General features: G+C 61.4%; 18 protein-coding genes and 3 tRNA genes. 10 read left to right on the top strand and 11 right to left on the bottom strand.

Translation table 11 applies throughout. From position 1 onward, the window contains the following. Positions 1 to 271 precede the first annotated feature (271 nt). Complete coding sequence (locus D3Y59_RS10955; RefSeq protein WP_119445085.1) at positions 272 to 1261, top strand: NYN domain-containing protein; 990 nt, start codon at positions 272 to 274, stop codon at positions 1259 to 1261. Between the two features lie 232 nt (positions 1262 to 1493). On the opposite strand, the gene D3Y59_RS10950 is transcribed toward D3Y59_RS10955, so the two are convergent. After that, positions 1494 to 1991 carry a PaaI family thioesterase gene (locus D3Y59_RS10950; protein ID WP_119445084.1) on the bottom strand — a complete coding sequence of 166 codons (498 nt, stop codon included), beginning with the start codon at positions 1989 to 1991 and terminating at the stop codon, positions 1494 to 1496. Positions 1992 to 2069: 78 nt separating this feature from the next. Here D3Y59_RS10950 and D3Y59_RS10945 point away from each other — a divergent pair, with 78 nt between their 5' ends. Then, positions 2070 to 2402, top strand: coding sequence for a DUF962 domain-containing protein (locus D3Y59_RS10945; RefSeq protein WP_119445083.1), 333 nt, complete (start codon positions 2070 to 2072; stop codon positions 2400 to 2402). Positions 2403 to 2418: 16 nt separating this feature from the next. On the opposite strand, the gene D3Y59_RS10940 is transcribed toward D3Y59_RS10945, so the two are convergent. After that, the gene (locus D3Y59_RS10940) at positions 2419 to 3372 is read right to left on the bottom strand and encodes a pyridoxal-phosphate dependent enzyme (protein ID WP_119445082.1); all 954 of its coding nucleotides are present in this window, start codon (positions 3370 to 3372) and stop codon (positions 2419 to 2421) included. A 262-nt stretch (positions 3373 to 3634) separates the two neighbouring features. Here D3Y59_RS10940 and D3Y59_RS10935 point away from each other — a divergent pair, with 262 nt between their 5' ends. After that, on the top strand, positions 3635 to 4132 hold the full coding sequence (locus D3Y59_RS10935) for a YajQ family cyclic di-GMP-binding protein (RefSeq protein ID WP_119445081.1): 498 nt from the start codon (positions 3635 to 3637) through the stop codon (positions 4130 to 4132). A 190-nt stretch (positions 4133 to 4322) separates the two neighbouring features. Then, complete coding sequence (locus D3Y59_RS10930) at positions 4323 to 5090, top strand: TerC family protein (RefSeq protein WP_119445080.1); 768 nt, start codon at positions 4323 to 4325, stop codon at positions 5088 to 5090. A 67-nt stretch (positions 5091 to 5157) separates the two neighbouring features. On the opposite strand, the gene D3Y59_RS10925 is transcribed toward D3Y59_RS10930, so the two are convergent. From D3Y59_RS10925 to D3Y59_RS10910, 4 genes are all read right to left on the bottom strand, one after another. Further along, a complete protein-coding gene (locus D3Y59_RS10925) occupies positions 5158 to 6132 on the bottom strand; it encodes a J domain-containing protein (protein ID WP_119445079.1) in 975 nt (324 codons plus the stop codon). Positions 6133 to 6153: 21 nt separating this feature from the next. Further along, entirely contained in the window at positions 6154 to 6576 is a 423-nt protein-coding gene (locus D3Y59_RS10920; RefSeq protein ID WP_162910693.1) for a hypothetical protein, read from the bottom strand. A gap of 80 nt (positions 6577 to 6656) precedes the next feature. Beyond that, on the bottom strand, positions 6657 to 9329 hold the full coding sequence (locus D3Y59_RS10915) for a T9SS-dependent M36 family metallopeptidase (protein ID WP_119445077.1): 2673 nt from the start codon (positions 9327 to 9329) through the stop codon (positions 6657 to 6659). Positions 9330 to 9464: 135 nt separating this feature from the next. Next, on the bottom strand, positions 9465 to 10007 hold the full coding sequence (locus D3Y59_RS10910; RefSeq protein ID WP_119445076.1) for an RNA methyltransferase: 543 nt from the start codon (positions 10005 to 10007) through the stop codon (positions 9465 to 9467). Positions 10008 to 10183: 176 nt separating this feature from the next. Between D3Y59_RS10910 and mutS the strand changes: the two genes are divergently transcribed. From mutS to D3Y59_RS10885, 5 genes are all read left to right on the top strand, one after another. Continuing rightward, positions 10184 to 12907 (top strand): DNA mismatch repair protein MutS, encoded by a 2724-nt coding sequence (mutS, locus tag D3Y59_RS10905; RefSeq protein ID WP_119445075.1) that lies wholly within the window; start codon positions 10184 to 10186, stop codon positions 12905 to 12907. Positions 12908 to 13199: 292 nt separating this feature from the next. Next, positions 13200 to 13272, top strand: a tRNA-Gly gene (locus D3Y59_RS10900). Between the two features lie 145 nt (positions 13273 to 13417). Then, positions 13418 to 13493, top strand: a tRNA-Gly gene (locus tag D3Y59_RS10895). Positions 13494 to 13552: 59 nt separating this feature from the next. Next, positions 13553 to 13636 (top strand) — tRNA-Leu (locus D3Y59_RS10890). A gap of 227 nt (positions 13637 to 13863) precedes the next feature. Continuing rightward, positions 13864 to 16947, top strand: coding sequence for a PAS domain-containing sensor histidine kinase (locus D3Y59_RS10885; protein ID WP_162910692.1), 3084 nt, complete (start codon positions 13864 to 13866; stop codon positions 16945 to 16947). Between the two features lie 55 nt (positions 16948 to 17002). Here the strand turns inward: D3Y59_RS10885 and D3Y59_RS10880 are convergent, their stop codons facing one another. The 3 genes from D3Y59_RS10880 to xrtX all read right to left on the bottom strand — a co-directional run bounded on the left by D3Y59_RS10880 (position 17003) and on the right by xrtX (position 18884). Then, positions 17003 to 17737: a LytR/AlgR family response regulator transcription factor gene (locus D3Y59_RS10880; RefSeq protein WP_119445073.1), complete on the bottom strand. Its 735-nt coding sequence runs from the start codon at positions 17735 to 17737 to the stop codon at positions 17003 to 17005. Between the two features lie 141 nt (positions 17738 to 17878). Next, entirely contained in the window at positions 17879 to 18361 is a 483-nt protein-coding gene (locus D3Y59_RS10875) for an XrtX-associated membrane protein (RefSeq protein WP_119445072.1), read from the bottom strand. After that, complete coding sequence (gene xrtX, locus D3Y59_RS10870; protein ID WP_119445071.1) at positions 18354 to 18884, bottom strand: exosortase X; 531 nt, start codon at positions 18882 to 18884, stop codon at positions 18354 to 18356. Before xrtX ends, D3Y59_RS10875 begins: the two co-directional genes overlap by 8 nt. Positions 18885 to 19025: 141 nt before the next feature. Here xrtX and D3Y59_RS10865 point away from each other — a divergent pair, with 141 nt between their 5' ends. After that, positions 19026 to 20015 (top strand): AAA family ATPase, encoded by a 990-nt coding sequence (locus D3Y59_RS10865; RefSeq protein ID WP_119445070.1) that lies wholly within the window; start codon positions 19026 to 19028, stop codon positions 20013 to 20015. Here D3Y59_RS10865 and D3Y59_RS10860 read toward each other — a convergent pair. Together D3Y59_RS10860 and D3Y59_RS10855 are read right to left on the bottom strand one after the other, a co-directional pair. After that, on the bottom strand, positions 20012 to 21274 hold the full coding sequence (locus tag D3Y59_RS10860; RefSeq protein ID WP_119445069.1) for a lipopolysaccharide biosynthesis protein: 1263 nt from the start codon (positions 21272 to 21274) through the stop codon (positions 20012 to 20014). The genes D3Y59_RS10865 and D3Y59_RS10860 overlap by 4 nt on opposite strands. Further along, on the bottom strand, positions 21271 to 22470 hold the full coding sequence (locus D3Y59_RS10855) for a glycosyltransferase (RefSeq protein ID WP_119445068.1): 1200 nt from the start codon (positions 22468 to 22470) through the stop codon (positions 21271 to 21273). The genes D3Y59_RS10860 and D3Y59_RS10855 overlap by 4 nt, the downstream gene beginning before the upstream one ends. Between the last annotated feature and the right edge of the window lie 17 nt (positions 22471 to 22487).

Here is a 22487-nt window from a genome sequence, read left to right as displayed (position 1 = left end):
GCCTCCGCAATTGTGGTGCTACCTAGGCACAGTCATATTTGCTCGGTTTTGCAACGTTTCTCCTCAGGGTGTGTTTCTACTACCGAAAGCACTGCTGATACGTATCTTTTTTATAGCACAATTTTTAGGAGAAAAATAGCTATAGCGCTGAACATCTTGCACATCTAATACATCGGAAATTAACTATGCTTTTGTACCTTTGGTCACTTCCGGCTACCGGGTCCGGAACCCCTGCTCCCTCCTCTTACCCTCTTGCACACCTCCTGTACTCATGAACCAGATCAATAGCCCGCTGATCCGGATCGGCGTCTTCTACGACGGCAACTATTTCCTTAAGATCAGTGATTACTACTACTTCCAGCACGACCGCAAAGCTCGCATCAGCCTGGAAGGCCTGCACGATTTCATTCGGCACCAAGTAGCCGAGGATGAAGACGCCGACGTGCGTCTGTGCCAAATTACCGAGCCCCACTTCTTCCGCGGCCGCTTGTCGGCTACCGAAGCCCGCGACAAAGACCGGTTGTTCCACGACCGTCTGCTCGACGATATCCTGATGAACATGTCGGTGCAAACGCACTACATGCCCCTCAAAACCCGCGACGGCCGCCTGCAGGAGAAAGGCGTTGACGTGTGGCTGGCCCTCGAAGCGTTTGACCTGGCTCTGCACAAGCACCTCGATGTGGTGGTGCTCATCGCCGGCGACTCGGACTACGTGCCGCTGATCAAAAAGCTGAACACGCTGGGCACCCGCGTGATGCTGCTGAGCTGGGATTTCAAGTACACCGACTTCAAAGGCGAAAGCCGCGTAACCCGCCCCTCGCAGCTGCTGCTCGAGACGGTGAACTACGCCGTGGCCATGAACGAGGTAATCGACGGCCGCGGTGGCGACATCGTCGACAACCTGTTTGTAAACCAGCCCGAGCCTTCGGCCTACCCCAACGTAGCCACGCCGCCGCGCGCAGCCGCCGCTACGGCTTATCAGCCAACTGCCGCCGGTCCCGAGGGTTCTATTGGTGTGAGCACCATCAAGAACCTGAAGAACGGCTACGGTTTCGTGGTGATGCCGCCCAACAACCTGTTCTTTTCGTACGCCGACATGGCCGAGGGCCAGGACTTCAACGAGCTGCACGAAGGCGACTGGGTTGAGTTTACGGTTGGCCGCAACCACCGCAACGAAGACTGCGCCCGCAACGTGCGCAAAGTAGAAGCTCCTGCCGAAAGCGACTACCAGCACGAACCCGCTGAGTCGGAAACGCTGTAGGCTTATTTACCCCACTTGCCCGGTAGTGTAGCGCCGCCGGACCGGTAGCCCCCAAAGGGCCACCGCGTCCGGCGGCGCTGCGTTTGGGGTGGTATTGGGAGGCAGATGACAAGTGACACGTAACACGTCGTTTGTCATTCCTCGCCGCGCTCGGCATAACAACGTTGTGGCGTAACCCGGCGCTAAGGCAGCAGTACCAACCTGTCACCTGTCACCTGTCACCTGTCACCTGTCACCTGTCACCTGTCACCCATTTTTCACCTAGGCCCAACTGGCTGGCTACGGCGCGCACAAAATCGCGCTTGGTGGCGGGGTAGCGGTTGAAGGTACCCAGGCCCACCGCCACCAAGGCCTCGCGCGCGGGGCACTCGATGCGGCCGTTTACTACTACCAGGCTTTTGCCGTGGTGCGCAACCTCGGCGTGAGCCACCAACTCGTCGGCCAAGTGCACGGGCTGCAGGTAGTTGATCTTGAACTCGACCGTCGATACAAACTCTTGCTCGGTGAAGGCCTGCGTGAGGGCTGCCGCACCTAAAACCGCATCCATCAGGCCGGCCACGATACCCCCGTGTGCCGTACCCGGCGACGACAAGTGCTCGTCGCGTATGCGCATGGTGTAGGTTACGTGGCCCGGCCGGTGCACCGTCAGCTTCATGCCGTTGGTGCGGCCGTAATTGTTGATTTGGTCGTAGAGCGCCACCAGGGTGCTCACGTCGGGCAGGTCGGCCATGGCTAGGTTACGGAGGGCTTGGGAATGGCTCAAAAGTTAGGTTTCTTTCCCCGACAAACGAAGCCTTCTGCCGCCACCATGCCTCACGACCTGCCCGCCCAGCCCACGTTTGCCGAGTTTTACCCGTACTACCTGCGCGAGCACCGGCAGCGCGGCACGCGGGTGCTGCACTTCGTGGGCACGTCGTTGTTTTTGCTGATGGCGGGTGCGGCCCTGGTGCTGCTGCGCCCGGGGCTGCTGTTGGCGGGCGTGGTGCTGGCCTACGGCTTTGCGTGGGTAGGGCATTTCTTCGTGGAGCGCAACCGCCCGGCCACGTTCCGCTACCCGCTGCTCTCGTTGCGCGGCGACTTCCGGCTGTACTGGGATTTGCTGCGCGGCCGGGAGCGGTTCGGGTCGGCCGAGGCGCCCTAGGTGCCGGCGCAGGCCGCTAGAACGGCAGTTTGGCCAAATCAACATTGCCACCCGACAGGATAATGCCAATCTGCTGGCCGGCGTAGCGGTCCTTTTCCTTTAGCAAAGCCGCCAAGGCCACGGCGCTCGAGGCTTCTACCACAATCTTCATCCGCTCCCAAATCAGCCGCATAGCCGCCACAATTTCTGCCTCGCTCACGCGGATAATGGCCTCGATGCCTTGCCGAATGATGGGGAAGTTGATGTCGCCGAGCTGGGTTTTGAGGCCGTCGGCGATGGTGTCGCCGGCCGCGTTGCCTTCAATCGTGCCCGCCTGCCACGAGCGGTAGGCGTCGTCCATGGTTTCGGGCTCCCCGGCCACCACGCGGCAATTGCGGCCGAAGTGCTGCGCCGCCAGAATGGTGCCCGCTACCAACCCGCCGCCGCCCACCGGGGCGAAAATGTAGTCGAGAGCGGGGTGCAGGGCCAGCAACTCCACAGCCGCGGTGCCTTGCCCCAAAATCACGTCGAGGTCGTTGGAGGGATGGATGAAGGTAGCGCCGCGCTCTTCTACAATTTGCTGCGCTGCTTGCTCGCGCGCCGCTAGGGTAGGGGCGCACTCAATTACCTGCCCGCCGTAGGCCAGCACGGCCTCCTTTTTCACGCGCGGAGCGTTGCTGGGCATCACAATGTACGCCGCCACACCCAGGCTTTGGGCGGCCAGCGCCAGGGCCTGCGCAAAGTTGCCCGAGGAGTGTGTAACCACGCCGCGCTGCTGCTGCGCCGCCGAAAGTTGCAGAATGGCATTCACGGCGCCGCGCATCTTAAAAGCCCCCATCCGCTGAAAGTTTTCGCACTTAAAGTACAGCGTAGCGCCGGCCAACGCATCGAGCAGATGCGAGGTGAGCACCGGCGTGTTGTGCACGTAGGGCTGAATGCGAGCGTGCGTTTGCGCGAGGGCGTCTTTCGGGGCGGTGACGGCGGGTAGCATGGGTGCTGACTGGGTAACAAAATGCACAGGCAAGTTCGGAAACACCCGCCACTGGGCCAACGCCCTAGGTGCCGGGGCTGCCAACCGGCCCCGGCACCTAGGGCGCTAGCCAATAGCCGCGTAGGCAAAGCGCGGAAAAGTGGCGCCGAACGCAGCCTTTGCCGGCATTTGGGCGTTTAGGCAAATTCGCCAACCTTTGGCGGCTGGGGCGGCCCGTAGCCGTGCCCGGTATTGCCCTTCACCAACCGACCTTACCTACCGCATGGCCTCGTTTGATATCGTCAGCAAAGTAGACCCGCAAATGCTCGAAAACGCCGTCAACAACGCCAAAAAAGAGTTGCTGACGCGCTACGATTTCCGCGACACCAAGGGCGGCATCGAACTCGATAAGCAGAACAACATCATCACGCTGTCGTCGGAAAACTCCATGAAGATTAAGTCGCTCGAAGACATTCTCATGGGCCGCATGGTCAAACAAAGCATCGACCCCACCAGCCTCGATTTCTCGGCCGACGAGGAAGCGTCGGGCGCGCTGGTTAAGAAAAAGCTGCCCGTGCGCGCCGGCATCGACAAAGACATGAGCCGCAAAATTCAAAAGCTCATCAAGGACTCGAAGCTGAAGGTGGAAGCCCAGATACAAGGCGACCAGCTCCGCGTAACGGCCAAAAAAATCGACGACCTGCAGGCCGTTATTGCCTTGCTGCGTGGCAACGCCGCCAGCCTCGGCCAGCCCCTGCAGTTCGTGAACATGAAAAGCTAGCGCGGCGGGTTGATGCGCCGAAACCAGCGCACCAGCAGCCACAGCAGCACGGCAAACAGGCCAATTGTTACCGTTTGCCACAGCATCATTCCCTGATCCAGACTCATCTTTTTGCGCGTCGTTAGAGGTTTGCCGAAAGGCCACAAACTTACAACCGCTCGTCACCGCTTCGCGACTCTTCTCCCTGCCTATGTTCGATTTATCCGTTTTCTCTGACCCTCAAACCTGGGTTAGCCTGCTTACCCTCACGTTCATGGAAATCGTGCTGGGTATCGACAACATCATCTTCATTTCCATCATCGTCAACCGGCTGCCGCCCGAGCAGCACCAGCGCGGCCGCACCATCGGCCTGATGCTGGCCTTGCTGTTCCGCATCGGGTTGCTGCTGAGCATCAGCTGGATTGTGGGCCTGAAAGAGCCGCTGTTTCATGTGAACCTGCCGTGGGTGGAAAGCGGCTTCGGCGTAACCGGCCGCGACATCATTCTCTTCCTGGGCGGCTTGTTCCTGATCGGCAAGAGCACCACCGAAATCCATACCAAGCTGCAGGGCGAGGAGGAGCACGAAGATGGCACGCCAACCTACAGCACCATGAGCCGCATCATCCTGCAAATCATCCTCATCGACATCGTGTTTTCGTTCGACTCCATCCTCACGGCCGTGGGCTTGGTGGATAACGTGCTCATCATGATCCTGGCCGTTATCATTTCGATGGGCGTGATGCTGGCCTTCTCGGGCCTAGTGGCCAACTTCGTAAACCGCAACCCCACCATCAAAATGCTGGCCCTGTCGTTCCTTATCATGATCGGGGTAATGCTGGTGATGGAGGCTTTCCACAAAGAAATTGAGAAGGGCTACATCTACTTCGCCATGTTCTTCTCGCTGGTGGTGGAGCTGCTGAACATGCGCCTGCGCAAGCAAACCGAACCCGTGCACCTGCGCGACTCGCCCTACGACTAAGCCCTACGTGCTTGCACTAATGCCCCTAGCCGCCCGCTTCAGCTATTGCTGGAGCGGGCGGTTTGGTTTAGTAGCTAACCATTAGGTACAGCACGATGAGCGCCAGTATACCAACCACAATGGCGTTATCGACGGCGTGTTTGGCAGAGCTGCCAGGCCAAGCGCCAAAACCAGCAGATGCCGCCATGACCAAGGGAAAGAAAAATAGCGCGCCGTACGTCAGCTCCGAGGAATAGTCGATCAGCGGAGCCGAGGCATCGGTAGCGGAGCGGTAGGCGCGCACCTGCCGAAACAGCGCACTGCGGCGCACGTCCAGCGGCTCGCCTACTTGGTAGTTCCAAGGGCTGCGGAAAGCTGCGTGCGAGGTTCTCACCCAATAGTATTGCCGCGCGCCACGCCGGGTGCCGGCACGGTACTCAACGGACGCTACCGGGTCGGCGGCAAACCGCAAAGTCCAGTTCATATCCACCAGCATAAGCCCGAAGAAAACCAAGGCCGCCCAGCACAGCCGCCGGGCCAGTGGGGAATATTTGGTGTATTGCTCCGCCAGCGGATCGGGGCGCCGCGCCGGGCGCTGCCCTTTCACACGGGCATCGTGCGCGGGCCGCAGGCGCGGGTCGTTCAGCGTAGCGTAGGCGTGCTCTACCTGCTGCAGGTATTGGCGCAAAGCCGGATCGACGGTGTTGGCCCGCAGCACAGCGCGCAACCGTTGGTAAGCCTGATCGATGTGAGCCGAGGTGGCCGCATAGGGTACGCGCAGCACCTGGTACGCATTGCCCGGGAAAGGCTCGGCATAGGCAAGCGGTGGAGAAGGGGCCAGCCGAGGGGTGCGCAGCGCCGCCAGCCGGGCATCGTAGCGGCTGCGCAGCTCGGGCTTGCTCAGCGTGTCGTACGCTTCGTTTACGAGCAGGTAACGCTGGTGGGCCGCTGGGTCGGGGGTGCGGTCGGGGTGGGTAAGGCGCACCAGCCGCAGGTACGCCCGCCTGATGTCGGCGGCGGTAGCCTGCTCGGATAGCTCCAGTACTTGGTAATAGGTTGTCACGCGCGGGCAGCGAAAAAAGGGCTACTCGGGTTCGGTAACCAATTGTACCACGGCAGCTGCCTGCGATAATACGCGCTGGCGGGTCAACTCCAATAACCGACGGTTTATTTCGGGGCGGTGCCGGCGGTAAAAGGCGTACTCAGCGGTGGTGAACAAGCTGGTCACCATACCCGTGAGGGTGTGCTGCAGGCGGGCATTGCGGCGCAGTAGCTCATCGAGTAGCCGTTCGCAATCGGCGGGGGCCGCGGTACCTAGGGGCAGGCGGTAGTCGCGGGCATAGTCGGCCACCAAGTGTAGCAGGCGTTGGTTGTGCAGCTTCAGAATAGGCCGCAGGGCGCGGTGCAGTATGTCGTCGGGGGTGGCGGCAGGGGTGCTGCCTAGGTCGGCCCCGATGGCGGGGCGCAAGGCAGCTACGGCCTCGTCGAACGAATAAGTATCAGGCATAATACGCAAACGGTTGGCTTCCTTAAACAACAAACGCCCGACCTAGGGCCGGGCGTTTGCTTAACAATTTGCGGTAGCGATTAGTGGCGCACCACCAGCTTGTGCGTAGCCGTACCGTTGGAGCCGGTCAGGCGAATAACGTACATGCCAGCGGGCAGGTTTGCCGTGCTCAGCTTGGCGCCTTCGCGCTGCAGCAATGCCGCCGACTGGGTGGTGCGCTGCACCACTTGGCCTAGGTGGTTGAGCAGCTCAACAGCCACCGGCTGCTGGCTGGCGGCCAGCATGCGCACCGTAACCTCCTCGTTGGCTGGGTTGGGGAACACCGCCAGCTCATCGGTCGAGAACTTCGGCTTGTTCGACGAAAGTACCGCCGTGGGCAGCGTAAAGCTGGGTTTGCCGTCGTTCAGCACGTCGGGCGAGCCTTGCGAGGCATCGGCACCCATGCCGCGGCGGGCAAACACCTTCCAGATGATGGCGGCGTTAGCGGCGTTGTTGTTCACCGAGTCAGCCTTCAGGATGCCGTTGCGCCCCGAAATAAAGCCGGGCGAGCAGCCTTGGTACTTCAATCCCTCGATTACCAGCTTCAAGGCAATGTTGTTGCCGCCGGTTTCGCCGTACAGGTCGGCGTTGTAGCCGTGCTTTTCAATCAACGCCCAGTTCAAATCCCAGAGCGCGGCGCACCAGATTTCGCCGTTGGCGTGCACCGCAGTGTAGGGCGCGGTGCCTAGGTTGGCGTACGAAAGGTCGTTTACCGAGAGGCTGGTGGAGTAGGGCTTGGTGCGGATACCGCCGCCCGTTACCGGTTCGCCAACGGCAAAGTTGCCGATGCCGCGGGGCGTTTCGCCTTTGTCGCCGGGCTTGGTGGTCATCCAGAGCGCAAAGAAGTCGCTCCAGCCTTCGCCCATTTGCTCGGCGTTGCTAAGGCAGCCCGAGCCCACGCCCGTCAGGCGGTTAGAAATGCCGTGGCCATACTCGTGCGCAATAATGCCGTTGTCGAAGTCGCCGTCGCGGTCGAGGGCCGTAACGGTGATGTTGACGGAGCCAGCTGCCAGAGCCGACAGCAGTTGCTGGCCATTGGCGCGCGAAATGAACACCGACGGAATACGAATGCCCGCCGTATCGGCCGCCGAGCCGCTCATCGAAATCAGCGGCGAGTTGGCCAGGCTGTCCATCACGATAACCATGCGGGCGCCGGCGTTTTGGGCGTTGCGTACTTTGGGCGCCAGGTTGCAGTTGCCGCGCTTAATCAGGGCCACTTTGCCGTTAAGAGCCGAGGCATTGGGCATTGGGTTGGCGCAACCGTCGGCGGCGTACACCAGCTGACCTGCCACCGGCGAAACCAAGCCCAGACGACGGCCAAACGCAGACGTAGCAAAGTTGAACGAGCCCAGCGTCGAGCCGTTGGCCAACTCCGCAATCAGCGAGCGTTGGTCGGTGTCCCACAAGTACATCTGCATGCGGGGCTGAAAGCCATCGGGCGGGGTAGCCATGTTGGCGTTCGATACGCCGCGGCCGTCCTGCGCTTCGGCCTGCACAAAGTCGTTGCCGATGCCCGCGCCCGAGTAGTTGTACATCTGGAAGTTGCGGGCGCCTTCGGTGAACCCGTGCTGGTTCATCACGTCGTGCATCAGGTTGTTCCACACAAACAGGTTTGTGATGGCCGCATCCTGGTTTACGCTGGCTGCTACCCCCGTTTGGTACGGGAAGTCAAAAATGAGGCTGGCGCCGCCGTTGGGCGAGTAGCCGGGCGTGTAGTTGTTAGAGGTGTTGCCGTTGTTAAGGCTGCGGCGGTCCTCATACGCGTGCACGTTATTGCCGCGCGTAATGGTGTACTCGGCGCCGCGCAGGCCGTTGGTGTCGTGCCAGCCGTAGGGCGAGGCCCAAGGGTGAGCCGGGTCGGTAATCAGCTGGCGGTTGCCGTGAATGGGGCTTTCAACGGTAAGCGGCCACACGTTGTAGCTATTGGGCGCATTGGTGCGCGAGGCTACGGGCGGGGCGGGCTGCGTGCCACCTGTGGTGGTGCGCTGGGCCGCTACGGCTGCAGGAGCCGCGTTGCGCCGTTGGGCCAAGGCCGCAAACGAGGCTTCTTCGCGCACCACAAAGTCGGTGCGGTCGAGCAGTTGGCCGGTGCTGGCGTCGATGCGCGCGTCCCAGTAATGCTCCGCGTCGAGCGGGTAAAGCGTTACGTTCCAGGTAAGCGCTAGCTCGCCGTTGGGCTGGCGGAAGTACATCAGCTTCACCGGGATTTTCTCCAGCGAAATGCCGCCTTCCGAGAACATCATGCCCTCGGTAGCGGTGCCTTCTTTCACGAGGCGCAAGCCTTGCGGGGCCGGCATGTTCAGGGCCCGGGCGGCGGCGGCCACAGCCTGCTCCGGCGAAAGCGCCGGGCGGGTGCTGCGCGCATGCGATGCCGCGTTTGGCACAAAGCCGTTGTGCGAGGCTACCACCTTGCCGTTGCGGTCGAAGTGCACCTCCGTAACGGCACCGTAAATCTCAACGCCTTGGTGGCGCTGGCGTAGGTACAGGTGGGTGGCGCCGTTGTGCGCATCGGTGTACTCCGAGGGCACCGCGGGGTTGCGCAAGTCGGCTTCGGTGAGGCCTAGCTTGGTGCGGCGGGCGTTCAGATACTCCAGGCCACGGTTAACCGCCGAGGCTTTGGGTTGGGCTGGCTGCTGGGCAGTGCCAATGCCGGGCAGTGCGAGCAACGCTGCCAGCGTGGCGGCCCGGCCGTAATGAGTAAAAGTGTTTGTCATGCAGAAAGTGTAGGAGCAGTAGGTGGTCAGCTGCAAGTTGTACAGCTAGTGCCCGTTAAAAATACGGATAAATAGCAGTAAATACGAGCCGATAGTAAAAAACTAAGCGCGCAATTAGCTGTTTGTTGCGAATGTTTACGAAGCGGTGGTAAGGCCCCATTTGCTGAGCACATCCCATACCATCACGCCCACCGTTACCGACACGTTGAGCGAGTGTTTAGTGCCGAACTGCGGAATTTCCACGGCCGCGTCGCAGTGCTGCAGCACGGCATCGTCAACCCCGAATACCTCGTTGCCGAACACCAACGCCAAGGGCTTGTTGGGCGCGGGCTGAAACTGCGGCAGCGGCACCGAGCCGGTGGTTTGCTCTACGGCCACTACCTGCCAGCCCTGCTGGCGCAGGCGCTCCACCAGGGCCGGCACGTCGGGCGCGTGCTCCCACGGCACCGATTCCGTTGAGCCTAGGGCGGTTTTGGTAATCTCGCGGTGCGGGGGCCGGCCCGTGATGCCGCCCAGCCACAGTTTGCTCACGGCAAAGGCATCGCAGGTGCGGAAAGCGGCGCCCACATTGTGCAGGCTGCGCACGTTATCGAGTACCACGCAGAGCGGGAATTTCTCTGTATTTTTGAAATCCTCGACCGTAAGCCGGTTCAGTTCGTGAATGGTTAGTTTTCGCATGTAAGATGTGGAGCTTGGGCGGGCGCGGCAAGGCCGCACCAACCGCCTAGGTGCTGTGGGTAAGCGAAGGCGCAAGCTACGGCTCCGCTTCGGAAAGGCCTCCTGTTACCGCCAAACCACCTGCGGCCCGAGCCGGCTTTGCAACGGAGCTTCTACCCGACTATTTCCGCGCACTTATGCGTAAACCAGCCCCCGGCGCGCCGGCCCCCGTGGTCGATACGCCCCTGATGAAGCAGTACTACGCCCTAAAGCAGCAGCACCCCGGCGCGCTGTTGCTTTTCCGCGTGGGCGACTTCTACGAGACCTTCGGCGACGACGCGGTTACCAGCGCCCGCATCCTCGATATTACGCTTACCAAGCGCGGCGCCGGCACTTCTTCCGAGGTAGCCTTGGCCGGATTTCCGCACCACGCCCTCGATACCTACTTGCCCAAACTGGTGCGCGCCGGCCAGCGCGTGGCCATCTGCGACCAGCTCGAAGACCCCAAACAGGCCAAAGGCTTGGTAAAGCGCGGCATCACGGAGCTGGTTACGCCCGGCGTAAGCCTGCACGACAACGTGCTGGAGCGCCGCGCCAATAATTACCTGGCGGCCGTGCACTTCGGCAAAAACCACCAAGCCGGCATTGCATTCCTCGACATCAGCACCGGCGAGTTCCTGGTAGCGCAAGGCGACGCCGGCTACCTAGGGAAACTGCTGCAAAACTTTGCCCCGGCCGAGGTGCTGCACTGCAAGCAGCAGCGCCAGCACTTCGAAACGCATTTCGGGCCCGACCTCTGCACCTACGCCCTCGATGAGTGGGTATTCGGCTTCGATTACGCCCACGATTCGCTCACGCGCCACTTCCGTACCACCTCGCTCAAAGGCTACGGCATCGATACGCTGCACGAAGGCATTATCGCGGCTGGGTGCATTATGCACTATTTGGCCGAAACCAAGCACACCGACATCGGCCACATCAACGGCATCGGGCGCCTGGAGGAAGACAAGTACGTGTGGCTCGACCGTTTCACGGTACGCAACCTCGAGCTGCTGTCGGCGCAGCACCTAGGGGGCGTGCCGCTGATTGAGGTGCTCGACCAAACCCTGACGCCCATGGGCGCCCGCCTGCTGCGCAAGTGGGTGGTGCTGCCCCTGAAAGAGCCCGCCCAAATTCAGCGCCGCCTCGATACCGTGCAGGCCCTGCACGAGCAGCCCGAATTGCTGGAGGCCATCCGCGACCAGCTGCGCCAGATTTACGACCTAGAGCGCCTAATTTCGAAGGTTGCCGTGCGCCGCGTGAACCCGCGCGAGCTAACGCAGCTGAGCCGGGCGCTGGAGGCCCTAGGTCCGGTGCGCGAGCTGCTGCAAGCCAGCGGGGTGCGGGCCTTACAAAAGCTGGCCGATCAGCTGAACCCCTGCGACGCGCTGCGCCAAGAAATACAAGCCAAGCTGCGGCCCGATGCGCCAGTACTCACCAATCAGGGCAACCTGATTACCGACGGCGTGGACAAGGAGCTCGACGAGCTGCGCGCCATTGCCTACACCGGTAAGGATTACCTGTTGCAGCTGCAGCAGCGCGAGCAGCGCAACACCGGCATCGGCTCGCTGAAGGTGGCCTATAACAAGGTGTTCGGTTACTACCTGGAGGTTACCAACGCGCACAAAGACAAAGTGCCCACCTCCTGGATTCGGAAGCAGACCTTGGTAAATGCTGAGCGCTACATTACCGAGGAACTGAAAACCTACGAGGAAAAGATTTTGCACGCCGAGGAGCGCTTGTTCGTAATTGAACAGCGCATTTACGACGAGTTGGTGCTAACGGCGGGCGAGTACATCACCCAAATTCAGCAGAACGCCCGCACCGTGGCCGTGCTCGACTGCCTAGGTTCGTTTGCGGCCACGGCCCGCCAGCACCGCTACGTGCGCCCCGTCGTCGACGACTCGGCCGTGCTTGACATTCGGCAGGGGCGCCACCCCGTAATTGAACGGCAGTTGCCGCCTGGCGAGCAGTACATCCCCAACGACATCCGCCTCGACCGCGACGACCAGCAAATTATCGTGATTACCGGGCCCAACATGGCCGGTAAATCGGCATTGCTGCGCCAAACCGCGCTCATTGTGTTGCTGGCCCAAATCGGCTCGTTTGTGCCGGCACAGGCCGCGCACGTGGGTGTAATCGACAAGGTGTTTACCCGCGTGGGAGCTTCGGATAACCTCTCGAAAGGGGAGAGCACATTTATGGTGGAAATGACCGAAACGGCGTCTATCCTCAACAACCTCTCCGACCGTTCGTTGGTGCTGATGGACGAAATCGGCCGCGGTACCAGCACCTACGATGGCATCAGCATTGCCTGGGCCATTGTGGAGCACTTGCACAACCACCCCAAAGCCCGCGGCAAAACCCTGTTCGCCACCCACTACCACGAGCTCAACCAACTGGCCGAGCAGTGCGAGCGGGTGCGCAACTACAACGTGGCCGTGAAGGAAGCCGACGGACGCATTCTGTTTTTGCGCAAGCTGCAGGAGGGCGGCTCCGAGCACTCGTTTGGCATACACGTAGCCCGCATGGCTGGCATGCCGCCCGCCGTGGTATTGCGCGCCAACGAAATCATGCACCATTTGGAGCAGGAACGCGCCCAAGTAAGCACCGACGAACCCGTTGCTGCCGACGAGCTGCTGCCCGTGGAGGCCGAGGTTACCATTGCCGTAAATGGCCAAGCCACTCGGCAGCCCCAGGCCCGCCCGGCTGCGGCCGTGGCTACTGCACCTAGGCCCACGCTGCAGCTTAGCATGTTCGAGCCCGCCGACCCCGCCCTCGAGCACATTCGCGAGCAGCTGCAGCACCTCGACGTGAATACGCTCACGCCTATTGAAGCATTGCTGAAGCTAAACGAGTTGAAACTAGCGCTGAGCCGCTAAGCACTGAAAGCAAGCTCAGTGTCTATCAGCAAGGCCCACTCCGGTCCGGTAGCACAGGGGCGGGCTTTGCTGTCGTATGGCAACGCCAAGTTCATTGGCTTTCGACGGGGCTAGCTGCACCCCATACATCTGCAGCGCTGCTTTGGTGCAGTGTTGGGTTTAGTGAAAAAAAGTGCCTCATAATGAGTCAGAACTAGTTTAGGTGGCAATTTTTTAACTGCTACTTCTTGACTTACCAGATTCTTGCTATACCTTTGTGCCATCAAAACGCCACTACGGCGGTTGACCTCAAGCGAGAGTAGCTCAGTTGGTAGAGCGCGACCTTGCCAAGGTCGAGGTCGCGAGTTCGAACCTCGTCTCCCGCTCAAAAGAGGATGTTGCTTCGGTAGCTTCCTCTTTTTTGTTTTAATGGAGAGCAAGCGAATCAGATTTTTCGCTTGACTCTTGACAACAAGAAACGTCTTGTTGTACCTTTGTGCCATCAAACGCCACTACGGCGGTTGACCTCAAGCGAGAGTAGCTCAGTTGGTAGAGCGCGACCTTGCCAAGGTCGAGGTCGCGAGTTCGAACCTCGTCTCCCGCTCCAAAAAAGGACGTTGCTCCCTGCAACGTCCTTTTTTACTTTTGTGCAGGTTCGCTGCACTCGCCGGAGTGGTGGAACTGGTAGACACGAGGGACTTAAAATCCCTTTTCCGCAAGGAAGTACGGGTTCGATTCCCGTCTCTGGTACAAGAAAGCCCGTTGGCCTCGGCCGGCGGGCTTTTTTTGTTGCCCGCTAGCACAGCAGCACAAAATCACCTAGGGCAACCAGCGCAGTGCCGGTGGCCGGTGATGTCGTTCGGCCCGGAAAGCACGCAGTTTAAACAGCAAATTGCCACCTTGGGCAAGCAACGGCACAAATGGCAGCAATAGATTGTTGCTTGCGCTTTGCCTGGTTTAATGCCTGCGCCGCACTGATGAACTCCTCCGAAAGCTTCCCCAATTCTATACAAAGCCCGGATGCCGATTTGCGGGCGTCGTTGGCCCAGGCCGAGGCCCGCATTCGCGAATTAGAACTGCGAGCACGCATTCCCGATCATAATCCGAACCCAATTCTGCAGGTAAATGATGCGGGGTACTTTTTGTACAGCAACGCAGCCGGGTGGAACCTCTGGAACTCGCTCACGCTCGACGAAAAGCGCTACGTAGCCGCCCGTTTGCGCGCCGTGGTGCAGCAGGTACTGCGCGAGCAGCGGCCAATTGAGCAGCAAGTGGAGGCCCTAGGTCGCCAGTACACGCTGTGCGGCTCGCCGGTGCAGCCCGAGGGTTACGTCAATCTATACTTCGTCGACATCACCGAGCGCCATCGCGCCGAGCAACAGCTGGCGCAGGAGCGGCTGTTTTACAGCCACATCCTCGACGAGCTACCCGTAGAGGTAGTAACGCTCGACGCCGACCGCCGCTACATTTACGCCAACCCGCAGGCTGTGCCAAGCGCCGAGGCCCGGCAATGGCTGATGGGCCGCACGGTAATGGATTACTGCACGCAGTTTGGCTACCCCACCGAGCTGGCCGAGCACCGGCACCGCATGTTCGATAAAGCCGTAGCGGAGCGCGGCGTGGTGGTGTGGGAAGACGAAACACCTACCCAAAACGGCCGCGCCTTTCACAACCGGTTTTTCAAGGCCATTGCGCACCCCGATGGCAGCTTTTACATGATGTTGGGCTTTGGGCTCGACAACACGGCCCAGCGCGAAGCCGAGCTGAAACTGGCCGAGCAGCGCGAGTTTTACGAGTCGATTCTCAACCATTTGCCTGCCGACGTGGCCGTGCTCAATGCCCAGCGTCGCTACCTGTTCGTAAACCCCGGCGCTATCAAAAACCCGGAGGTGCGCCGTTGGATAGTGGGCAAAACCGACTTCGAATACTGCGCCTACCGGCAGCGCCCGGTGCAAATGGCAGAAAGCCGTCGGCAACTGTTTGAGCAAGCCAAAAACAGCGGCCAGCGCGTTGCTTTTGAGGAGCAAGTGGTGCAGCCCGACGGCCGCACCGAGTACGCGCAGCGCCATTACCAGCCCGTGTACGACCAGCACGGGGAGCTGCAAATGATGATAGGGTACGGAAGCGACAACACCGAGCAACGCGTAGCCGAGGAAAAGCTGCGCCTAAGCGAGGCCGAGCTGCGCGAGCAGCAAGGGTTTGTTCAGCAAGTGCTCGATACTTCGCCGAGCCTGATTTACGTGCGCAACGCCAACGGCCAGGTCGAGTTCAGCAACCGCGCCATGCGGCAACTAGCGGAAAGCTCGAAGGAGCGGCAGGCGCTAACGCAAGACCCCACCACGGTGCAGGCGCAAGAGCAAGCGCACTACGCGGCCGCCGATCAGTACGTGCTGCAAACCAAAGAGGAGTTGATGCGCGAGGACTCGTTTACGCTGCCTTCGGGCGAGGTGCGCTGGTTCCAGACCATCAAGCGGCCCTTGCTGCGCCCCGACGGCAGCTTGCAGGTGCTGGGGGTAAGCACCGATATAACCGACCTGAAGCGTGCTACCGAGGCCGCCCACGCCGCGGCCCGCGCCCGCGAGAATTTTCTGGCCAACATGAGCCACGAAATACGCACCCCGCTAAATGGGGTGTTGGGCTATGCTAACCTGCTGGCCAAAACTCAGCTCGACGCCCAGCAAACCGAGCAGCTGAGCGTGATTCGTAAATCGGGGCAGCATTTGCTGGCCTTGGTAAACGACGTGCTCGATATGGCCAAAATCACCTCGGGCAAACTGGAATTCGAACAAACTCCCTTCAACCTCTGCGATTCGATGGGTGGGGCGGTGCAGGGCTTGGCGCTGCAGGCGGCCCAAAAGGGGCTTACGTTTTTGGCGCAGCCGCTTAAGCTTACGTGCCCGTATCCGTGGGTTATCGGCGACCCGCACCGCCTCAACCAAATTCTGATCAACCTGGTAGCAAACGCCGTGAAGTTTACGCAGCAGGGCAGCGTATCGGTGGCGGGGCGTTTGGTGTCGGAAACCGACGAGACCCTGACGGCGGAGTTCAGCGTGAGCGACACGGGCCCTGGCATTCCGCCCGACCGCCTGGAGCGCATTTTTGAGGACTTTACCCAAGCCTACGCCGATACTACCCGCAACTTTGGGGGCACGGGCCTAGGTCTGAGCATCAGCAGGGCCTTGGTGGAGCAGTTGGGCGGTACTATGCGCGTTGAGAGCGAGCTAGGGCGCGGTAGCACGTTTGCCTTCACGGTAACGCTGCCGAAAACCCGCGCGGCCGCCCCGCCGCTGCCGGAGCCGGCCGCCGCGGCGCCGCTAACCAATACATTGGCGGGCAAGCGCGTATTGCTGGTAGAGGACAACGAAATCAACCGCAACATTGCGCGCATGCTGCTGGAAGAGTGGGGCGTGCAGGTGGATGAAGCCGCCGACGGGTTCCAGGCACTGGCGTTGTTCGAGCAAAACCCCTACGACGTGGTGCTGATGGATATTCAGATGCCGGGCATGAACGGCATGGAGGCCACGGCGGCCATGCGCGCCCACGCCGACGCGGCCAAGGCCCAGGTGCCGGTGCTGGCGCTTACGGCTAACGCCTTCCGCTCCGACAACGAGCGGTACCTAGCCGCGGGCATGAACGATACGCTGGCCAAGCCATTCGACGAAGCCGAGCTATTTGAGAAGCTGGAAAACCTTATTCAGCGGCCCCCACGCAGCTACGACCTCACGCGCCTGCGCGAAATGGCGCGCGGCAAAGAGGCATTTGTGCACCGCATTATCCAGTCGTTTCTCGACAACATGCCGGAAAGCGTGGCGCAGATGCAAACTGCCGCCGCTGCCGCCGATTGGGTAGCTGTGGCCGGGCTGGTGCACCACATCAAGCCGTCGTTGTCGTCGTTGGGCGTGCAGCAGGTAGATGAGGCTGTGCGCCTGCTCGAAGCGGCCCGCGAGACCACCGTTTTTGGAGCCCACGAACAGCGCGTTTACCAGGATGCCGTGCAGCACTTGGTGGCGGTGGTAGCGCAGGTGTTAAACGAGTTGCCCGCCGAGTTGCCCACCGCCTAGGTGGGCAACTGCACCCCGGCTCCCGAGGCATGCCTCGGGAGCCGGGGTGCAAAACTTAGAGGCTGCGGAGCCGCTCATAAAACTCCTCTTGGTAGGACTTGCCAATGGGCACCTCGTGGTTACCTAGCTGCAGCATGTTGTCCTGCACCGACTCCACGCGCTGCATGTTTACCATGTAGGAGCGATGCACGCGCATAAAGTGCGCAAACGGCAGGCGTTCTTCCAAAGCCTTGAGGGTAATGTACACGATGTGCTTCTGCTTGGGCGTAACCAGCACCGAGTACGTCGACATGGCCTCGATAAACAACACCTCGTCGAAATTGAGGCGCAGCAGCTTGTTGTTCGTTTTAACGAACAGCGTCGAGTCGTTGGCCTCTACGCTCGAAGGCGTGGCGGCGGCCGCAACGGCGGCCTGTTGTTGCTCGACCGCGCGGTTTACGGCCTTGCTGAAGCGGCCGTACTCCACGGGCTTCACGAGGTAATCGAGCACCTGTAGCTCAAATGCATCGACGGCGAAATTGGCGTGACTGGTTACCAGAATTACCTGCGGCTGCGGCTCGGGCAGCACCCGCACCAGATCGAGGCCGCTAAGCTGGGGCATTTCAATGTCCAGCAACAGCAAATCTACCTGCGCACCTGCCCGCAACAGGTTGAGGGCTTGCACCGCATCGGGCAACGAAGCCACCAGCTCCAGCGATTCGGTCATCTCGACAAAGTGCTCGAGGGTGAGCCGGTTGATTTCGTTGTCGTCGATGATAAGGCAACGAAGACGAGCAGGTGCGTTGGGCATGAGCGCGCGGAGAAAAGGAGAAGAGGAATTGCTAAAATAAGCACCTTGTCCGAAAACCAGCCAGTGGCGCCCAATGCTTTGCCCTAGGTGCCAGGCCCGCGCCGCGCCCGCGGCACCCAGGCGTGGCAGCACAACGGGCGCTTAAGCCCGTGGCTTGCCCGCCGCCGGGTGCAGCCAATGCATAAGGGGCGCCAGCACGATAACAGGCAAGGGGTTTAGCGTCAGGTCGATGACGGGGCGGCCCAAGGCGAAAAGCGCGCTGGTGCTGCCGGCTGCCTTGCCCAGCAGCACCAGCGCCGCGCTTACCAAAAACAGGCCACCGTAAAAGGCAGCACACAGGCGCCAGGTGCGGCCGGGCGTTAGGGCCAACAGCAGGAGCAGGCACGCAAAGCTGTAGGCCGCGCCGTAGGTAAACTTGGCCGGCAGGCTGGTGGAGCCCGGCAACAACGTGGGCTGCTCGTGCCAGAAGGCGCCCCGCATACCTAGGGTTTCGGCCGCGCGGGCCCAACATTTGGCCATTGCCGTTACGGCTGTAGCATCGTGGGTGCCGGCCCAAAACAGCCCCGCTGCCAGCAACAGCGCCACGCCAACCCGCGCCGGGCGCGGCAGGGGCGCGCTACGCATGGCCGGGCACCTGCGACGGGGCAAACCGGCGCACCCACCACATCCAGAGCAGAAAAATGCAGCTGTACACCACAAACGTAAACGTGTAGTGGTGGTTAAAATCGACGGTGCCGCGCGAGTACAAGTGGTTGAGGGTGAGGGCGCCCACCCGCACAATGTTGAGCACGTAAATAGCCGCCATGCCCAGCGCCATAAAAGGCAGCTTGCGCCGCCAGCCGCCCCCCGGAAAAGCCAGTATAAAACCCGCAAACAAGGCGTACAGCACTTGCCCGTTGCAAGGATTGCCCACCCACACGGCGGGCTTGCCGGCCACCAGCACCAAGCGGCCGGCGGCGGCGGCCGGTATGCTTACAGCCCGCAGCACGGCGGCGCTTACCTGGGCCAGGTTCAGCGACAAGGCCTCGTCGAGCTTACCGGCGGGCTTCAGCCACAGCTCGTAGCCGAAAAACCACAGCAGGTAAAGCGCCGCGCCCGAAAGCGCAAAGCGAATGAGCTGCTGCGAATTGGGGTTCGGGCTCTGCATAAAGCAAAGATACCTGGGCTGGCCCGTCGTCGGCAAGTGGCGGAGAGCTGGGTGGGCCGCAGATTCGGGGCAATTTTGGCGTGGGCGCTGCCGCCTTAGCCGCAGCGTTGTACTTTTAACCTGTCGCTCAGCTGTATTTTCATGTCCGAAATTTTTTCCTCGCCCGACCTTACCCAGCATTATCAGCAGAAGATACGGCAGGTATTTGCCGAGGTCGGCAAAGTGGTGGTGGGGCAGCAATACATGCTCAACAGGCTGCTGATAGGCCTGTTCACGGGCGGGCATATTCTGCTCGAGGGCGTGCCGGGCCTGGCCAAAACCCTTACCATCAGTACGCTGGCGCAGGTGTTGCACTTGCACTTTCAACGGGTGCAGTTTACGCCCGATCTGCTGCCTTCTGATTTGGTGGGCACCATGATTTACAACCAAACCCAATCAGAATTTGAGGTAAAGAAGGGGCCTATTTTCGCCAACCTGGTACTAGCCGACGAAGTAAACCGCTCGCCCGCCAAGGTGCAAAGCGCGCTGCTCGAGGCCATGCAGGAAAAGCAAGTAACCATCGGCGAAACCACGTACCCGCTCGATTTGCCTTTTCTGGTGCTGGCTACCCAAAACCCCGTGGAGCAGGAGGGTACCTACCCGCTGCCTGAGGCGCAGGTCGACCGCTTTATGATGAAGGTGTATGTCGATTACCTGAAAAAGGCCGAGGAGCTGGAGGTAATGCGCCGCATGGCCAACCTCAGCTACAGCAGCGACGTGCAGGCCGTGCTGACCAAGGAAGACATCTTCGGGATTCGCGGGCTGATAAACCAGGTGCAGATTTCTGACACCTTGGAGAAGTACATCATCGAGCTGGTGTTTGCCACGCGCAAACCGGCCGAGTACGACCTAGGCGAGTTTGCCCAGTACGTGCAGTACGGCGTGAGCCCCCGGGCCAGCATTGCCCTGCACCGCGCCGCCCGCACCGTGGCCTTTTTTGACGAGCGCGACTACGTGCTGCCCGAGGACATTAAAGACGTAGCCGCAGACGTGCTCAACCACCGCATCATGCTCACCTACGAAGCCGAGGCCGACGGCGTGCGCACGCAGGATTTGATTGAGGCCATGTTGCGCAAAGTGCCCATTAGCTAGCGGCGCAGCCGTTGGGCCAGCAGGGCAGCATCGGCCGGGCGAGGCAGCAGCTCGGTAGGGCTGATACCGGCCGCGCGCACAAACCGCCACGCCAGCCACAGCGTGGACCCTAGGTACGAAACCGTGGCCGCCCAAGCGGCGCCCACCGCGCCGTAGCGCGGAATCAGCACCGAACACGCCCCCAGCGTAAGGACCAGGCCAAGTACGGCCGCTGTGTTGTTGGTGCGGTACCGGGCCGTGCCGGCAAAAAAAGCGCTGAGCTGCATGTGCATGCTGAAGGCCACTACACCTAGGGCCAAAGCCCAGACAATGCGCTGCGCACCCGCAAAGTCGCGGCCAAAAACAGCCGCGAGCCAATGGGCAGGTACCAGCGCCAGCACTAGTACTGCCAAAGCGCTTAGCACCGCCGAGAGCCGCACCGCCCGAACGGTGGCCTGCACGGGCGCGGCCACGTTGGCGCTGTAAATGGTATCGACGTACTGCACCTGCGAAATGCTGCGCGGAATCAGCCAAATGGCTTCGGCCAGTGCCACGCCCACCGACAGCACGCCCACCGCGCCGGTGCCCACCCAAGCCGCCACGAAGTAGAAGCCCAGGCGGTAGTTGGCAAAACTTACCAGGTTGGAGAAGTGGGCGCTGCGGCTGTGCCGGGCCAACTCGCGGGCTACGTAGCGCCACCGCCGGCGGTGCCCCCGCGGCCGATCGGGCTGCTGCCACAGTACCCTACCCGTGAGCACCCACAGCACTAGGTACGTAAGTATGTGGGCGGTATAATAGGCCGGGGCGCTTTGCCAGCGCAACGCAAAAAAAGCCGCGGCCAACCCAAGCGCCACGCCCAAGCTCTGCAGCAGGCCAACGGCGTTGTACAACCGCTCGCGGCGGCGGCCCAGCAACAGCTGCACGTGCACCAGCACCAAGCCCTCGGCTAAGGAGGCGGCCCCCAGGTAAGCGGCGTAGGCAGCCGGTGGTTGCCGCCACCACCATACCACCGTGGTGCCAACTGCACTTACCAGCACCGACCACCCGTAGGCGGGCAGCAGCAAGTGCCACAAGTTGCGCCTGGGTGCCAGGTAAATCAGCGACGAGCCGCCCACCAAGCCGGCAAACAGCAGCAGCAGCGTACGGTCGATGGCGAACAAGCTAACCTCGCCGCGGCCTGCCGCCCCAAGCCACCGCGCCGTAAGCCACACCAACCCAAAGTTGAGCAGGGCAGCACCTAGGCGCGTACCGAAGGTGAACAGGATGCGCCGCAGGTTCATCGGGCGAGGATGCTTTGGTAAAGGGCCGCAAACTGCCGGCCTACTTTGGCGGGGCTGCACCGCTCCGCGGCATCGGCGCAGAGCACCTCGGGGGCGAACTGCGGGTGCTCCTGGTACACCGCCCGAATGGCAGCACCTAGGGCCGCCTCGTCGTCGGGCTCAATCAGCACTCCAAACCGGCCTTCGGGCTGAAATAACTCGGGCACGCCGCCCACTCGCGTGGCCACCACCGGGCAGCCGCAGGCCCGCGCCTCAAGCAATACGCAACCAAATGTTTCGGCCCGGCTGAAGGAAATCAGTGCCGCCGCGTGCTGCATTTCGTGGGCCACGGCGGGGTGGGGGAGTTTGCCCAGAAACTGCACGGTGCCGCTGGCAAGCAGCCCTAGGTCGGCGGCCAGGTTTTGCAGGACTTGAGCATCGGGGCCGTAGCCGGCAATGCGCAGGCGCAGGTGGGGCAACTCGCTTTGCAGCCCCGCCACCACGCGCAGTATGCCCGAAATGTTCTTCACGGCATCGTGGAAAGCCGATACCACCAGTAGCGGCGCCGGAGCGGGCTTGTTGGCGGTAGGCCGAAACAGATCGGTATCGACCACATTGGCAATTACGGCCGAACGCGGGTTGCCAAACCCTAGGTGGCGCATGGCGTCGCGAAGGCCTTCGGATACCGTATGCAACGCGGCTGCTCGCTTCACTACCAAGCGCGTCAGCCACCGCCGCATGGGGCCGATGCCGGCCGACCGCGGAGGTAAATACAGCGTCCAGTGTTCAGTAACGAGGTACGGAATGCCTTGCCACACCCGCAGCCACCAAGCAAACAAACCCGTGCGCAACAGCACGTGCACGTGCACGAGGTGCGGCTTGGTGCCCCAGTACCTCACCACCTGTTGGTAGCCGCGCCAAAGGCACGCAAAATACAGCAGCAGCTTTAGCGGTTTGTCGAGCACCGGCCAGCCGGTAGGCGCAGCGCGGTAGTAATAGCGCAGTGTAGGCACGGCGGCTTTCCACTCGGCGGCGCACTCAATCAGCCCGGGCAACGGGCCGCGCGCTACGCCTGCAAAAAGCACTACGGCGTTGGTGTGCGGGGCTATAGCGGCCACGTGCCGCGCCACAAAGTCGCCGTCTTGGTCGTCGTACCGGTTGGGGTACCACTTGGGGAGCATAAGCACGCGGGGCAGCAACGGCAACGACGACGTCATGAGAGTGCAAACGGAGC

The sequence above is a fragment of the Hymenobacter oligotrophus genome, from assembly GCF_003574965.1.
In the GTDB taxonomy this organism is placed as follows: domain Bacteria; phylum Bacteroidota; class Bacteroidia; order Cytophagales; family Hymenobacteraceae; genus Solirubrum; species Solirubrum oligotrophum.
Note: the sequence above shows the minus strand (reverse complement) of the source record. Positions and strands in the feature narration are given on the sequence as shown.